At 71.4% G+C, this 14,129-nt stretch carries 16 protein-coding genes; 12 read left to right on the plus strand and 4 right to left on the minus strand.

Features of this window, described 5'->3' with window-relative positions; genetic code table 11:
- Positions 1 to 20 precede the first annotated feature (20 nt).
- Positions 21 to 194, minus strand: coding sequence for a hypothetical protein (locus ACZ7MF_RS30105; RefSeq protein ID WP_007387792.1), 174 nt, complete (start codon positions 192 to 194; stop codon positions 21 to 23).
- A gap of 426 nt (positions 195 to 620) precedes the next feature.
- On the opposite strand from ACZ7MF_RS30105, the gene ACZ7MF_RS30110 reads away from it, so the two are divergent.
- The 4 genes from ACZ7MF_RS30110 (at position 621) to ACZ7MF_RS30125 (ending at position 4,194) form a co-directional block, all read left to right on the plus strand.
- Positions 621 to 1,274 carry a response regulator transcription factor gene (locus ACZ7MF_RS30110; protein ID WP_003993508.1) on the plus strand — a complete coding sequence of 218 codons (654 nt, stop codon included), beginning with the start codon at positions 621 to 623 and terminating at the stop codon, positions 1,272 to 1,274.
- Positions 1,275 to 1,280: 6 nt separating this feature from the next.
- On the plus strand, positions 1,281 to 2,525 hold the full coding sequence (locus tag ACZ7MF_RS30115) for a sensor histidine kinase (protein ID WP_471481421.1): 1,245 nt from the start codon (positions 1,281 to 1,283) through the stop codon (positions 2,523 to 2,525).
- A gap of 405 nt (positions 2,526 to 2,930) precedes the next feature.
- Positions 2,931 to 3,227, plus strand: a complete 297-nt coding sequence (locus ACZ7MF_RS30120; protein ID WP_003993510.1) for a DUF4193 domain-containing protein — start codon at positions 2,931 to 2,933, stop codon at positions 3,225 to 3,227.
- Positions 3,228 to 3,240: 13 nt separating this feature from the next.
- Positions 3,241 to 4,194, plus strand: coding sequence for a hypothetical protein (locus ACZ7MF_RS30125; protein WP_471481423.1), 954 nt, complete (start codon positions 3,241 to 3,243; stop codon positions 4,192 to 4,194).
- A gap of 13 nt (positions 4,195 to 4,207) precedes the next feature.
- Here the strand turns inward: ACZ7MF_RS30125 and ACZ7MF_RS30130 are convergent, their stop codons facing one another.
- Positions 4,208 to 4,672 (minus strand): DUF3093 domain-containing protein, encoded by a 465-nt coding sequence (locus ACZ7MF_RS30130; RefSeq protein ID WP_356862485.1) that lies wholly within the window; start codon positions 4,670 to 4,672, stop codon positions 4,208 to 4,210.
- Positions 4,673 to 4,729: 57 nt separating this feature from the next.
- Between ACZ7MF_RS30130 and ACZ7MF_RS30135 the strand changes: the two genes are divergently transcribed.
- The 8 genes from ACZ7MF_RS30135 (at position 4,730) to ACZ7MF_RS30170 (ending at position 12,305) form a co-directional block, all read left to right on the plus strand.
- Positions 4,730 to 5,314 carry a PaaI family thioesterase gene (locus ACZ7MF_RS30135; protein ID WP_093457139.1) on the plus strand — a complete coding sequence of 195 codons (585 nt, stop codon included), beginning with the start codon at positions 4,730 to 4,732 and terminating at the stop codon, positions 5,312 to 5,314.
- Positions 5,311 to 5,862 (plus strand): dUTP diphosphatase, encoded by a 552-nt coding sequence (gene dut / locus ACZ7MF_RS30140; protein ID WP_356862489.1) that lies wholly within the window; start codon positions 5,311 to 5,313, stop codon positions 5,860 to 5,862. The genes ACZ7MF_RS30135 and dut overlap by 4 nt, the downstream gene beginning before the upstream one ends.
- Position 5,863: 1 nt before the next feature.
- Positions 5,864 to 6,616, plus strand: coding sequence for a DUF3710 domain-containing protein (locus tag ACZ7MF_RS30145; RefSeq protein WP_471481425.1), 753 nt, complete (start codon positions 5,864 to 5,866; stop codon positions 6,614 to 6,616).
- Positions 6,617 to 6,990: 374 nt separating this feature from the next.
- Positions 6,991 to 7,683 (plus strand): ABC transporter ATP-binding protein, encoded by a 693-nt coding sequence (locus tag ACZ7MF_RS30150; protein ID WP_471481427.1) that lies wholly within the window; start codon positions 6,991 to 6,993, stop codon positions 7,681 to 7,683.
- Positions 7,684 to 7,804: 121 nt separating this feature from the next.
- Positions 7,805 to 10,351 carry a sensor histidine kinase gene (locus ACZ7MF_RS30155; RefSeq protein WP_471481429.1) on the plus strand — a complete coding sequence of 849 codons (2,547 nt, stop codon included), beginning with the start codon at positions 7,805 to 7,807 and terminating at the stop codon, positions 10,349 to 10,351.
- Positions 10,348 to 11,031: a response regulator gene (locus ACZ7MF_RS30160; protein ID WP_365618914.1), complete on the plus strand. Its 684-nt coding sequence runs from the start codon at positions 10,348 to 10,350 to the stop codon at positions 11,029 to 11,031. The genes ACZ7MF_RS30155 and ACZ7MF_RS30160 overlap by 4 nt, the downstream gene beginning before the upstream one ends.
- Before the next feature lie 62 nt (positions 11,032 to 11,093).
- On the plus strand, positions 11,094 to 11,492 hold the full coding sequence (locus tag ACZ7MF_RS30165) for an OB-fold nucleic acid binding domain-containing protein (RefSeq protein ID WP_076976707.1): 399 nt from the start codon (positions 11,094 to 11,096) through the stop codon (positions 11,490 to 11,492).
- A 3-nt stretch (positions 11,493 to 11,495) separates the two neighbouring features.
- Positions 11,496 to 12,305: a DUF3159 domain-containing protein gene (locus ACZ7MF_RS30170; RefSeq protein ID WP_471481431.1), complete on the plus strand. Its 810-nt coding sequence runs from the start codon at positions 11,496 to 11,498 to the stop codon at positions 12,303 to 12,305.
- An 80-nt stretch (positions 12,306 to 12,385) separates the two neighbouring features.
- Here ACZ7MF_RS30170 and ACZ7MF_RS30175 read toward each other — a convergent pair whose 3' ends face one another.
- Entirely contained in the window at positions 12,386 to 13,066 is a 681-nt protein-coding gene (locus ACZ7MF_RS30175) for a potassium channel family protein (protein WP_087806775.1), read from the minus strand.
- The gene (locus ACZ7MF_RS30180; RefSeq protein ID WP_061442112.1) at positions 13,066 to 13,737 is read right to left on the minus strand and encodes a potassium channel family protein; all 672 of its coding nucleotides are present in this window, start codon (positions 13,735 to 13,737) and stop codon (positions 13,066 to 13,068) included. Before ACZ7MF_RS30180 ends, ACZ7MF_RS30175 begins: the two co-directional genes overlap by 1 nt.
- Positions 13,738 to 14,129: the final 392 nt, after the last annotated feature.

The raw sequence follows: 14,129 nt of genomic DNA on the forward strand, positions 1-14,129 counted from the left end.
CCTCGTTCTTCGCGGGCCGATCAGGCGTTGGTCGCGCTGACCTCCACACCGTGCTCGGCAGCGAGACGGCGCAGATCGTCGAGCTCGCCCAGCTCCACCTCGACAAGGAACTCGTCGCCCTCGTCGCGGGCCCGGGACAGGTCGGACTCGGTCGTCTTTATGCGCTGCAGAAGTCCTGCGGTGAAAGCGTCCATGCTGCGCCCCCTCGTCCTGGGTCGTGGGTCGTTGGCACGGGGGTGTGCCGATCGGAAGGGGCGATCACGCCTCCGGTGGAGTGCCCAGCGCTGCCCTGCCGGGCGGCGACCGTGCCGGACACCCACGCCCGCTCTGCGGAAGCGGACCGCGGCGTACCGCGCGGTAACGCGGTACAGGCAGAGCGTGATCGCGGGGTGTAAAGCCGTCCTCCCCCAGCTCCCCTTCGCGGAAACCTCAACCGCGCGAGAAAATCCCGCATTCCCGCTTCGGCGGCCTTTCCGCGCCGATCTTCGTCACCGGCCTCTCACCCGACTTACAGCCGACTTATGGCCGAAAAGGGCAGGATGGAGGCAACACACCCACCAGCCCCTGCCCTCGTGCGTCCGAGAAGCGCTACGCGGGTGGACACAGGAAGGACAAGCGACGTGCGCGTACTCGTCGTCGAGGACGAGCAGCTGCTCGCCGATGCGGTGGCCACCGGACTGCGCCGGGAGGCCATGGCCGTCGACGTCGTGTACGACGGTGCGGCCGCCCTGGAGCGCATCGGCGTCAACGACTACGACGTGGTCGTCCTCGACCGCGACCTCCCCCTCGTGCACGGCGACGACGTCTGCCGCAAGATCGTCGAGCTGGGCATGCCCACGCGCGTGCTCATGCTCACGGCCTCCGGCGACGTCAGCGACCGGGTCGAGGGCCTGGAGATCGGCGCCGACGACTACCTGCCGAAGCCCTTCGCGTTCAGCGAGCTGATCGCCCGCGTGCGCGCCCTGGGCCGGCGCACCAGTGTGCCGTTGCCGCCCGTCCTGGAGCGGGCCGGAATCAAGCTCGACCCCAACCGCCGGGAGGTCTTCCGCGACGGCAAGGAGGTGCAGCTCGCGCCCAAGGAGTTCGCCGTGCTCGAAGTCCTCATGCGCAGCGAGGGCGCCGTGGTCTCCGCCGAGCAGCTCCTCGAGAAGGCCTGGGACGAGAACACCGACCCGTTCACCAACGTCGTGCGCGTGACCGTCATGACCCTGCGCCGCAAGCTGGGCGAGCCGCCCGTCATCGTCACCGTCCCCGGCTCCGGCTACCGGATCTGACCGGCCGTGGCGACGACACCCGCGCCCCCCGGGGCGCCCCCCAAGCCCACGTGGGACCCGCGCTCGGCCACGCCCCTGCCGTGGCTGCGCCCCACCATCCGGATAAGGCTCACGCTGCTGTACGGCGGCATGTTCCTGATCGCCGGCATCCTGCTGCTGTCGATCATCTACCTGCTCGCCGCCCAGGCGGTGCGCACCGGCAACGAACCGCTGTACAAGATCGTCGACTTCACCGACCTCAAGGTCTCGAGCAGCACCTGTCCCGTGGTCGACAACGGCGGGCTGTCGCTGTCCGACTTCAACGCGGCCATCAGCGACTGCATGGACCACCAGCGCAAGGTCGCCCTGGACAACCTGCTCAGCCGTTCCCTGCTGGCGCTGCTCGGCCTCGCCGTGATCGCCTTCGCCTTCGGCTACGCCATGGCCGGGCGCGTCCTGTCCCCGCTGGGGCGGATCACCCGCACCGCGCGCGCGGTGGCGGGCTCCGACCTCTCCCGCCGGATCGAGCTGGACGGCCCGGACGACGAGCTGAAGGAGCTGGCCGACACCTTCGACGACATGCTGGAGCGGCTGCAGCGGGCCTTCACCGCCCAGCAGCGCTTCGTCGGCAACGCCTCCCACGAGCTGCGCACGCCGCTGGCGATCAACCGCACGCTCCTGGAGGTGCACCTGTCCGATCCGGGCGCCCCGGTGGAGCTCCAGCAGCTCGGCAAGACGCTGCTCGCGACCAACGAACGCAGCGAACTGCTGGTCGAGGGCCTGCTCCTGCTGGCCCGCAGCGACAACCAGATCGTCGAGCGCAAACCGGTCGATCTCGCCGAGGTGGCCGGCCAGGCCGTCGACCAGGTGCACGCCGAGGCCGAGAGCAAGGGCGTGGAGATCCGCGGCACCCGCGACGCCGCAGTGGTCCAGGGCAACGGCGTCCTGCTGGAGCGGATCGCCCTGAACCTCGTCCAGAACGCCGTGCGCTACAACGTGGCCGAACAGGGCTGGACGGAGGTCACCACGGGCGTCGAGAACGGCCAGGCGGTCCTGGTGGTCACCAACACGGGCCCGGTCGTACCGGCGTACGAGGTGGACAACCTCTTCGAGCCGTTCCGGCGGCTGCGCACCGAGCGGACGGGCAGCGACAAGGGCGTGGGCCTCGGGCTGTCCATCGCGCGGTCCGTGGCCCGGGCGCACGGCGGCCACATCTCCGCCCAGCCGCGCGAGGGCGGGGGGCTCGTGATGCGCGTGACGCTTCCCGTCTGAGATCATGACCCCGACATCTCACCGAGACCCGAGGATGTTCGCTTTGAGCGGAATTTCCAGGCCACCGGCCCTGGAGTCGCGTGTGTGATCGATCACAGCGGAGGCTTTCCCGCCCTCTACTCTCCGTGATCATGCACCCTGTCGGAAAGCCGGGAAAATCCCGGTTTTCAGGGCCCCTGATCACGGGAAGTACACGGTGAGACGCCTTTGAAGTGCGGCATTCGGACCGTGTACGGTCCCCATCGCCATCCAAGCCGATCACTCGTGAGGAGTCCGGTTGGGTGTCGATTGAGTAACAGACCTTGATGTGAGGCAAAATCTCCGCCTCAGGTCGGGCACAAGTCCGGCCTCTCACGCGTTACGTGCGCTGAAGACACCGCAGACACCCAGAGGGGGAGAGCGACCATGGCAACCGATTACGACACTCCACGCAAGACCGACGACGACGTTGACTCGGACAGCCTCGAAGAGCTGAAGGCCAGGCGGAACGACAAGTCCGCCTCGGCCGTCGACGTCGACGAGTTCGAGGCCGCGGAAGGCCTCGAGCTTCCCGGCGCCGACCTCTCGAACGAGGAACTGGCCGTCCGTGTACTGCCGAAGCAGCAGGACGAATTCACCTGCATGAGCTGCTTCCTGGTGCACCACCGCAGCCAGCTGGCCCGGGAGAAGAACGGCCAGCCGATCTGCCGCGACTGCGACTGAGGCGGGGTCGGCCGTGACCGGCTCGACCCCACCCTGGAAGCGCCGCTTCTCCCGACGAGGAGCGGACCAAGGGCCGTCCGACGGCCCCTACAGCGCGCGTGACGACGAGCGGGGCCCGACCGATACGGGGAGGGCCCCGCTCGAGCCAGTGGCCGACCGGAGTGACCTCCCGGCGACCGCGCGGCCTCCGGCACCCGCTGCCCGGCGCCGGGCAGCGGCGTTCCGGGACAAGGCCGGACAGGGCGTCCGCAACGGCGGTGCCCGCGCCAGGGCGGCCCTGGCACACCTCGCCGACCGGATCATCGACCTGGCACCGCGCGTGCCCGTAAGGGACCTGGCGGCGCTGCGCAGGCAGTTCCCGGGCCTGGGTCCCGAGGAGATCGCCGACCGGCTCGTGGCCGGCGCGGCCAAGGGCACGGCGACCGTGGGAGCGGGCATCGGAGCGGCGGCGATGCTGCCCGTACCACCCGCGATGCCCACCGAACTGGCCGCCGAGATCACCGGCGTCGCGGCAATCGAGCTCAAGCTGATCGCCGAACTCCACGAGGTCTACGGCGTACGCCCGCCCGGTAGCCTCGCCCAGCGCAGCACCGCGTACCTGAACTCGTGGTCCGACGAACGCGGCGTCGACGTGTCCAAGCCGTCGACCCTCGGCTCGGCGATGAACAGCCACATGAAGCGCCAGCTCCGCCAGCAGATCATGAAGCGGATGGTGCGCGACCTGCCGAACCTGATGCCCTTCATGGTGGGCGCTGCCGTGGGCGCCGTCATGAACCGGCGCGACACCCGGAAACTGGCCGCGAGAATCCGGACCGACCTGCGCAAGAACCAGGTCGCCTGGAGTGCCCTGGGCGACCTCCCGGCCCTGGAACGCCCGCAGGACGCCCTGGACATGGGCGAGATCACCAAGGGGATCGGGCCCGGCCGGCCCGGCCGTGGGGAAAACTTCGGCAAAGACGACCGCTGACCCGCGGGCCCGCCTACGCGGCCGCGGCCTTCGCCGCCTCCAGCGCCTCGATCAGCCGCTCCGGCTCACGCGTCGACAGATACAGGTACGGAGTCGGGTCCTCCGGGTCCGTGACCAGCACCCGCACGGCCCGCGGAATGTAGGCGCGCAGCAGCAGGAACGCCCGGGTGTCGGCCTTGTACGTGCGCCAGGCGCGGGCCTCCTCCGGATCGAGGATCTCCGCCTCTCCCAGCGCCGCGAGCGGCACCTTCGCCTCGCCCGCGATCAGCGAGTCGCCCACGATCCGGATGCGGACCGCGCCGTACGAACTGGCCGCCACCGCCGCCACCGCGGTGCCGCCCGCCAGGCCGCCCAGCATCGGCAGCGTGCCGAACGGCAGCAGGATCAGCGCGAACGCCAGCCCCACCAGGAAGGAGACCAGCCACCAGTAGCGGGGCGCGGTGAGGCGTTCTTCGTACGGGGCCGTGGAGAGCTGCATGAAGCAAGCTTGGCACGGTATCGGTGTTCGGCCGACGCGCGGGTAAGGTCTGCGCCTGTGAGTGGTACTTCCCCAGGTCTTCAGCCCCCCGCCGACGCCGTGAAACCCGTACGGCACCCCGACGCGCCCGCCCCCGGCGAGCTGCTCGGTGCCCACTACGGCCAGTGCTTCGGCTGCGGCGGCGACCAGCCCCACGGACTGCACCTCCAGGCGCGCGCGGGCGAAGGCGTGTCGATCACCGCCGAGTTCACCGTCCGCCCCGCCCATCAGGGCGCTCCCGGTCTGGCGCACGGCGGCGTGCTGGCCACCGCCCTGGACGAGACGCTGGGCTCGCTGAACTGGCTGCTCCGCACGATCGCGGTGACCGGACGGCTCGAGACCGACTTCCGACGGCCGGTGCCCGTGGACACCACGCTGTACCTGGAGGCCGAGGTCACCGCGGTGGCCGGCCGGAAGATCTACTCCACCGCCACCGGCCGGATCGGCGGGCCCGACGGTCCCGTCGCCGTCCGCGCCGACGCCCTCTTCATCGAGGTCAAGGTCGAGCACTTCGTCCAGAACGGCCGCGAGGAGGAGATCCGCGCCGCCATGGACGACCCCGACCAGCTCCGCCGCGCCCGCGCCTTCGAGGTGAACCCGTGAGCCGAGCCGACCTCGAGGTGCTCATCCGCCGCGTCGACCCCGACGTACCGCTTCCGGCGTACGCGCAGCCCGGAGACGCGGGCGCCGACCTGCGCACCACCGTCGACCGCGAGCTGGCGCCCGGCGAGCGCGCCGTTCTGCCCACCGGCGTGTCTGTCGCCCTCCCCGAGGGGTACGCGGCCTTCGTGCACCCACGTTCCGGACTGGCCGCACGCTGCGGCGTCGCCCTGGTGAATGCCCCGGGGACGATTGATGCCGGGTACCGTGGGGAGATCAAGGTGATCGTGGTGAATCTCGACCCGCGCGAGAGCGTGCGGTTCGAGCGCTTCGACCGGATTGCCCAACTGGTCGTCCAGCAGGTCGAGAGGGTCCGCTTCCGTCAGGTCGCGGAACTTCCCGGCTCGGCGCGGGCCGAGGGGGGCTTCGGGTCCACCGGCGGCCACGCCGGGCTGGACCCTGCAAGCGGCACAAGCGGTCAGGTCGCCGAAGGCGGCCCGACGGGTGGGAATCGATACGCTTCGGTCGTATCCGACCGGGAAGGACAGTGACGTGTTCGGACGTCGCAAGAAGAACGACGCCGCCGAGGACGCGGCCGGCGAGACCGAGCAGGTCGTCGACAGCGTCGACACCGAGGCGGACGAAGAGCGCGAACGCGTGCGGCTCGAGCCCGAGCCGCGCCCCGACGGGCCCTGGGACAACACCGAGGTCCGCGACCCGGGCGAGGGCCGGGTCGACCTCGGCGGCCTGTTCATCCCCGGGGTCGACGGCATGGAACTGCGGGTGGAGGTCGCGGGCGACGCCATCGTCGCCGCGACCGTCGTCCTGCGCGACAGCGCCATCCAGCTCCAGGGCTTCGCCGCGCCCAAGCGCGAGGGCATCTGGGGCGAGGTGCGCGAGGAGATCGGCTCCGGCATCACGCAGCAGGGCGGCATCATCGACGAGGTCGAGGGTCCGCTGGGCTGGGAGCTGCGGGCCCAGGTCCCGGTGCAGCTGCCGGACGGCACGGGCGGCTTCCAGGTCGTGCGGTTCGTCGGCGTGGACGGGCCCCGCTGGTTCCTGCGCGGCGTGATCTCCGGCCAGGGCGCGGTGCAGCCGCAGGCCGCCGGTCTGCTGGAGCAGATCTTCCGGGACACGGTCGTCGTCCGCGGCGAGGGCCCGATGGCCCCCAGGGACCCCATCGTCCTGAAGCTGCCGAACGACGCGCAGATGGTCCCCGAGGGCGTGCAGCAGGAGGAGGGCTCCCGCTTCGCCGGCGGCATGGGCCAGCTCCAGCGCGGACCGGAGATCACCGAGGTGCGGTAGGCAAGGCCCCGGTACGGCCGCCGGCCGTACGCGCACCACGAGGGCCGCGTCCCCAGGAGGACGCGGCCCCCAGGGCCTCTCCGGCGGATCATGTCGCAGACGCGGGGTCTGGCACGCCCATCTGCAGCGTTGTCGTCAGTCGCCGACGCTCCGCGTCGACGCCCTCCTCCGCCTTGCAGCTGCACGCACCAGACCCCGCTCACCAGCGCCGATGAGGTACCGCTTCTTTCCTGCGCCCTGATCCGCCGGACAGGCCCTGGCGCTGCCGGTCGGCGGGGTCGTGCGGACCCGATCGGGGCCCGGCCGTTGATCCGTCCGCCGCCGCCGGTGATACTGGCGCCCGGTTCACCGAGTACGACGGGGGAGGGCACGACATGACCCAGGTGGTCACGGAGACCATGGTGCGCGTCGAGGACGTGCGCAAGTCGTACGGCCGGGACAGCGCCGCCGTACATGCCCTGCGCGGCGTCTCCCTCGACGTGCCGCGCGGCGAGCTGGTCGCCCTCAAGGGGCGGTCGGGATCCGGGAAGACCACCCTGCTCAACATCGTCGGCGGTCTCGACACCCCGGACGCCGGGCGGGTCGAGGTCGACGGCCAAAACCTCGCGGAGCTGGACGAGGAAGGACTGCTCGCCCTGCGCCGGGACCGGGTCGGCTTCGTCTTCCAGTCCTTCGGACTCATCCCGATCCTCACCGCCGCCGAGAACGTCGGCGTACCGCTGCGGCTGCGCCGGGCCGCGCCGAAGGAACGCGAGGAACGCGTCGAGCTGCTGCTCTCCCTGGTCGGCCTCGCCGACCACGCCGCCCAGCGCCCCGGCGAGATGTCCGGCGGACAGCAGCAGCGGGTCGCCATCGCCCGCGCCCTCGCCAACAACCCCGCCCTCCTGATCGCCGACGAACCCACCGGCCAGCTGGACGCCGAGACCGGGCACTCCGTGATGGAGCTGCTGCGGGCCGTCGTACGCAGCGAGCAGGTCACCGCCCTGGTCGCCACCCACGACGCCACCCTGCTCGACCTCGCCGACCGGGTGCTGGAGCTGCGCGACGGGGAGATCGTCGAGGAGTGACGCCCCGGCGTCAGAGTTCCGTCAAGGACGAGCGGCATCCCCGCCTCCGCCCCTTTTGCCGCGATTGTGGGTCGTAGGGTCGACGCTGCGCAATCAGCGGTGACCGGAAGACAATGAGGCCATGGGACGCGGCAAGCTTCGGATCTACCTCGGTGCGGCACCGGGCGTCGGCAAGACGTACGCGATGCTCTCCGAGGCGCACCGGCGCGTCGAACGGGGCACCGACTGCGTCGTGGCCTTCGTCGAGCACCACGGCAGGGCGCGCACCGAGGTGATGCTGCGCGGCCTGGAACAGGTACCGCGCCGGGAGGTCGAGTACCGGGGCGCCGCCTTCACCGAGCTGGACCTGGACGCGGTCCTGGCCCGCGCCCCCCGGGTGGCGCTGGTGGACGAGCTGGCCCACACCAACGTCCCCGGCGTGCGCAACGCCAAGCGCTGGCAGGACGTCGAGGCACTCCTCGCCGCCGGCATCGACGTCGTCTCGACCGTCAACATCCAGCACCTGGAGTCACTCGGCGACGTCGTGGAGTCCATCACCGGCGTACGGCAGCGGGAGACCGTGCCGGACGAGGTGGTGCGGCGCGCGGACCAGATCGAACTGGTCGACATGTCGCCCCAGGCGCTGCGCCGCCGCATGGCCCACGGCAACATCTACCAGCCGGACAAGGTCGACGCGGCCCTGTCCAACTACTTCCGCCCCGGCAACCTCACCGCCCTGCGCGAGCTGGCCCTGCTGTGGGTCGCGGACCGGGCCGACGAGTACCTCCAGCAGTACCGCAGCGAGCACCGGGTCTCGAAGATCTGGGGCTCGCGCGAACGCATCGTGGTCGGCCTGACCGGCGGCCCCGAGGGCCGGACGCTGATACGGCGGGCCGCGCGCCTGGCCGAGAAAGGCGCCGGCGGCGAGGTGCTGGCGGTGTACATAGCCCGCAGCGACGGGCTGACCTCGGCCTCCCCGAAGGAGCTGGCGGTCCAGCGCACCCTCGTGGAGGACCTCGGCGGCACCTTCCACCACGTACTTGGCGAGGACATACCGGCCGCCCTGCTCGACTTCGCCCGCGGCGTCAACGCCACCCAGATCGTCCTCGGCTCCTCGCGCCGCAAAACCTGGCAGTACGTCTTCGGGCCGGGCGTCGGCGCGACCGTCGCCCGCGAGTCCGGCTCCGACCTGGACGTCCACATCGTGACCCACGAGGAGGTCGCCAAGGGGCGCGGGCTGCCGGTGGCCAGGGGGGCGCGGCTCGGCCGGTCCCGGATCGTCTGGGGCTGGTTCGCGGGTCTGGGCGGCCCGGTGCTGCTGACGCTGCTGCTCAGCACGGTGCACCTCGGGCTCGCCAACGACGTCCTGCTCTACCTCGCGCTCACCGTCGCCGCCGCCCTGCTCGGCGGGCTGTACCCGGCGCTCGCCTCGGCCGCGGTCGGGTCGCTGCTGCTGAACTGGTTCTTCACGCCCCCCGTCAACCGGATCACCATCGCCGACCCCAGGAACATGCTTGCGCTCGCCATATTCGTGGGCGTCGCGCTCTCCGTCGCCTCGGTCGTCGACGTCGCGGCCCGCCGCACCCACCAGGCCGCCCGGCTGCGTGCCGAGTCGGAGATCCTGTCCTTCCTCGCCGGTGACGTACTGCGCGGCGAGACCAGCCTGGAGACGCTCCTGGAGCGGGTGCGCGAGACCTTCGGCATGGAGTCGGCCGCCCTCCTGGAGCGGGAGGGCGACGTGGCGCCCTGGACCTGTGCGGGCCGCGCCGGGTCGGGACCGCCCGTCGACCGCCCGGAGGACGCGGACGTGGACATGCCCGTCGGCGACCACATGGCCCTCGCGCTGACCGGCCGGGTCCTGCCCGCCGAGGACCGCCGGGTGCTGGCCGCCTTCGCCGTCCAGGCCGCCGTCGTCCTGGACCGGCGCCGCCTGCGCGAGGAGGCCGACCGGGCCCGCGCGCTGGCCGAGGGAAACCGCATCCGCACCGCACTGCTCGCCGCCGTCAGCCACGACCTGCGCACCCCGCTGGCCGGGATCAAGGCGGCGGTGACCAGCCTCAGGTCCGACGACGTGGCCTGGTCGGAGGAGGACCAGGCGGAGCTGCTCGAGGGCATCGAGGAGGGCGCCGACCGCCTCGACCACCTCGTGGGCAACCTGCTCGACATGTCCCGCCTCCAGACCGGCACCGTCACCCCGCTGATCCGCGAGATCGACGTGGACGAGGTGGCGCCGATGGCGCTCGGCGGCGTACCCGAGGGCAGCGCGGAACTGGACATCCCCGAGACGCTGCCCATGGTCGCCGTGGACGCCGGGCTCCTGGAGCGGGCGCTGGCCAACCTGGTGGAGAACGCCGTCAAGTACAGTCCGGACGACCGGACCGTCCTGGTCGCCGCCAGTGCCCTCGCGGACCGCGTCGAGGTACGGGTGGTGGACCGGGGACCGGGAGTGCCGGACGAGGCCAAGGACCGCATCTTCGAGCCGTTCCAGCGCTACGGCGACGCCCCGCGCGGGGCCGGGGTGGGACTCGGTCTGGCCGTGGCCCGCGGCTTCGCCGAGGCGATGGGCGGCACCCTGAACGCCGAGGACACCCCGGGCGGCGGCCTCACCATGGTCCTCACCCTCCGCGCGGTGGGCTCGTCCGCGCCGACCTCCCGTCCCGCGACAGCAGAAAGGCAGGCCGCCCTGTGACCCGGGTGCTCGTGATCGACGACGAACCGCAGATCGTGCGGGCCCTCGTGATCAACCTCAAGGCACGGCACTACGAGGTCGACGCCGCCCACGACGGCGCCACCGCCCTCCAGCTCGCCGCCGCCCGGCACCCCGACGTGGTGGTCCTCGACCTGGGCCTGCCCGACATGGACGGCGTCGAGGTGATCAGGGGGCTGCGCGGCTGGACCCGGGTGCCGATCCTGGTGCTGTCCGCCCGGCACTCCTCCGACGAGAAGGTCGAGGCGCTCGACGCGGGCGCCGACGACTACGTCACCAAACCCTTCGGCATGGACGAGCTGCTGGCCCGGCTGCGGGCCGCCGTCCGCCGGGCCGAGCCCGTCCCCGGCGGCGAGGACGAGGTCGTCGTGGACACCCCGGAGTTCACCGTCGACCTGGCCGCGAAGAAGGTCCACCGGGGCGGCCGGGACGTACGCCTGACGCCCACCGAGTGGCATCTGCTGGAGGTGCTGGTGCGCAACACGGGGCGCCTGGTCAGCCAGAAGCAGCTGCTGCAGGAGGTGTGGGGGCCGTCGTACGGGACGGAGACGAACTACCTGCGGGTCTACATGGCCCAGCTGCGCCGCAAGCTCGAGGCGGACCCCGCGCACCCACGGCACTTCATCACCGAGCCGGGCATGGGATACCGCTTCGAGAAGTGAGCCTCGCCATCCCGTCCCGAGAGGGGTGCATGGCTGTCGGCGTGCCCCGGTACGCTTCAGATATGAGTGCTGCTCCGCGTTCCGACAAGCCGGTGGGCCGGTTCCGGCGCATGTTCGACCGGCTCTCCTCGTCACAGGAGGACCTGGAGTCGGAGGAACTGCGCGAGGACGCCGACACCGCCGGCTGCACGCGTATCGGAGACTGCCAGGACCGGCAGGTCGTGTCGGTTACTGGTACCTTGCGCACGGTCACCCTGCGGCCGCGTGCGGGCGTTCCGGCCCTGGAGGCCGAGCTGTTCGACGGTTCCGCCGCCCTGGACGTGGTGTGGCTGGGCAGACGCTCCATCGTGGGCATAGAGCCGGGGCGCAAGCTCATCGCATCGGGCCGGATCTCCATGAGCCACGGCCGCCGGGTGCTCTTCAACCCGAAATACGAACTGAGACCCCTCGGACGGGAGTAGCCGGTGACGTCGCTCGACAAGCCGACCGAAGAGACGACAGAGGCCGACGACGCCCGGGCGGTGACGGAGGCCGCGCTGTTCGAGGCGTTCGGCGGCGTGCGGGGCATGATCGAGACGGTGCTGCCGGGCCTGCTCTTCGTCACCATCTTCACCCTCAACAACGACCTGCACATGTCGGCGATCGCGGCCCTGGCCGTGTCGGTGGTGCTGGTCGTCGTGCGGCTCGTGATGAAGGACACCGTCAAGCACGCGTTCAGCGGGGTCTTCGGTGTCGCCTTCGGCGTGGTCTTCGCGATGATGACCGACAACGCCAAGAACTTCTATCTGCCGGGCATGCTCTACACCCTGGGTCTGGCGCTGGCGTACATCGTCACCTCGTTGGCCGGGGTGCCGCTGATCGGCCTGATCCTCGGCCCGGTCTTCAAGGAGAACCTCTCCTGGCGCACCCGCAACCCCGGCCGCAAGAAGGCGTACACCAAGGCCAGCTACGCGTGGGGCCTGATCCTGCTCGCCAAGAGCGCGATCCTCTTCCCGCTGTACTGGTGGGCGGACACCGAGCAGCTCGGCTGGGTCCTGGTCACCCTGAAGATCCCGCCCTTCCTGCTCGCCGTCTGGCTGACCTGGGTCTTCCTGGCCAAGGCGCCCGCTCCCATCGACGTGTTCGCGGAGATGGAGGCGGCGGAAGAAGCCGAGAAGGCCGAGCGGGAACGGCGCGACCGCGAGCAGGAGGAGGCCGGCGGCGCCCTGCCGGGGCCGTCCGAGGCCGACGGGGAGGCCGCGGACCTGCGCGGTGGCAGGCACCGCAAGGCCTGACGGACGGGACGAGACAAGACGGCGGTGGGGCGCCCGGGAAATTCCGGGCGCCCCACCGCCGTAGGCCGTCCTGTGCCCCGTCAGACCGCGCCGTCGGGCCGCCGCCGCGCCGACAGCAGGTCCTCCAGCTGCTCCTCCCGGGCCTGCGCGGCGACGAAGAGCAGCTCGTCGCCCGCCTCCAGGGAGTCCTCCCGGGACGGCGTCAGCACCCGGGTGCCGCGGATGATCGTCACCAGCGAGGTGTCCTCGGGCCACTGGACATCGCCGACCTGGGTACCGGCCAGCGCCGACTCCTCCGGCAGCGTCAGCTCGACCAGGTTGGCGTCGCCGTGGCTGAAGCGCAGCAGCCGGACCAGGTCGCCGACGCTCACCGCCTCCTCCACCAGGGCCGACATCAGCCGCGGGGTGGAGACGGCCACGTCCACGCCCCAGGACTCGTTGAAGAGCCACTCGTTCTTCGGGTTGTTCACCCGGGCGACGACGCGCGGAACGCCGTACTCCGTCTTGGCCAGCAGGGAGACGACGAGGTTGACCTTGTCGTCGCCGGTCGCGGCGATGACGACGTTGCAGCGCTGGAGCGCCGCCTCGTCCAGGGACGTGATCTCGCACGCGTCGGCGAGCAGCCACTCCGCCATCGGGACGCGTTCGACCGAGATGGCGGTCGGCGCCTTGTCGATGAGCAGGACCTCGTGGCCGTTCTCCAGCAGTTCGCCCGCGATCGAACGGCCGACCGCGCCGGCTCCGGCAATGGCGACCCTCATCAGTGACCGCCCTCCTCTTCGGGACCCTTGGCGAACGCCGCCTCGACCTTGTGGACCTCGTCGGTGCGCATCATCACGTGCACGAGGTCACCCTCCTGAAGGACGGTCTGCGAGGACGGCAGGATCGCCTCCCCGAGCCGGGTGACGAACGCCACCCGCACGCCCGTCTCCTCCTGGAGCCGGCTGATCTTGTGGCCCACCCAGGCCGAAGAGGTGTGCACCTCGGCCAGCTGGACGCCTCCGGTGGGGTCGCGCCACAGCGGCTCGGCGCCCGAGGGGAGCAGCCGGCGCAGCATCTGGTCGGCCGTCCAGCGGACGGTGGCCACGGTGGGGATGCCCAGGCGCTGGTAGACCTCCGCGCGGCGTGGGTCGTAGATGCGGGCGGCGACGTTCTCCACGCCGAACATCTCGCGGGCCACGCGGGCGGCGATGATGTTGGAGTTGTCGCCGCTGGAGACGGCGGCGAAGGCGCCGGCCTCCTCGATGCCCGCCTCGCGCAGGGTGTCCTGGTCGAAGCCGATGCCGGTGACGCGGCGGCCGCCGAAGGAGGAACCGAGGCGACGGAAGGAGGTGGGGTCCCGGTCGATCACGGCGACCGTGTGCCCCTGCTGCTCCAGGGTCTGGGCGAGCGCGGAGCCCACGCGCCCGCAGCCCATGATGACAATATGCATCGCCTCACACCGCGCTTCCTGCGGGCCCGCCGGCCTTGGTGAATGTCTTGCTCATGTCTCTCTTTCGGCTCGCCTGGCGACACGTCGCGGCCAGTGTGCGGGCCGCAGGGGAACATCATGCCGGTGCGCACCGACGCCGACGCCGCTAGGGCCCCGGGAAGCCGGGTCCCCCGCTGGGCGCCGACGTACCGGCGTCCGGATCCAACGTATCGGCAAGCCCCCGGGGGCCGCAGGAGCCGTCTCATCCCCCGGCCGACGACCCCCGGCGGCAGATGCTGCGGATGCTGGCGACCGTCAGGATTCCGAGGCCTACGAGCGTGGCGGCGCCGCCGATCAGCTCTGCGCTCAGGTGCATGGGACCTCCAGGGGCGGCAATGGGCGGAAAACGGGCA

The organism is Streptomyces sp. NPDC111628 (assembly GCF_055635195.1).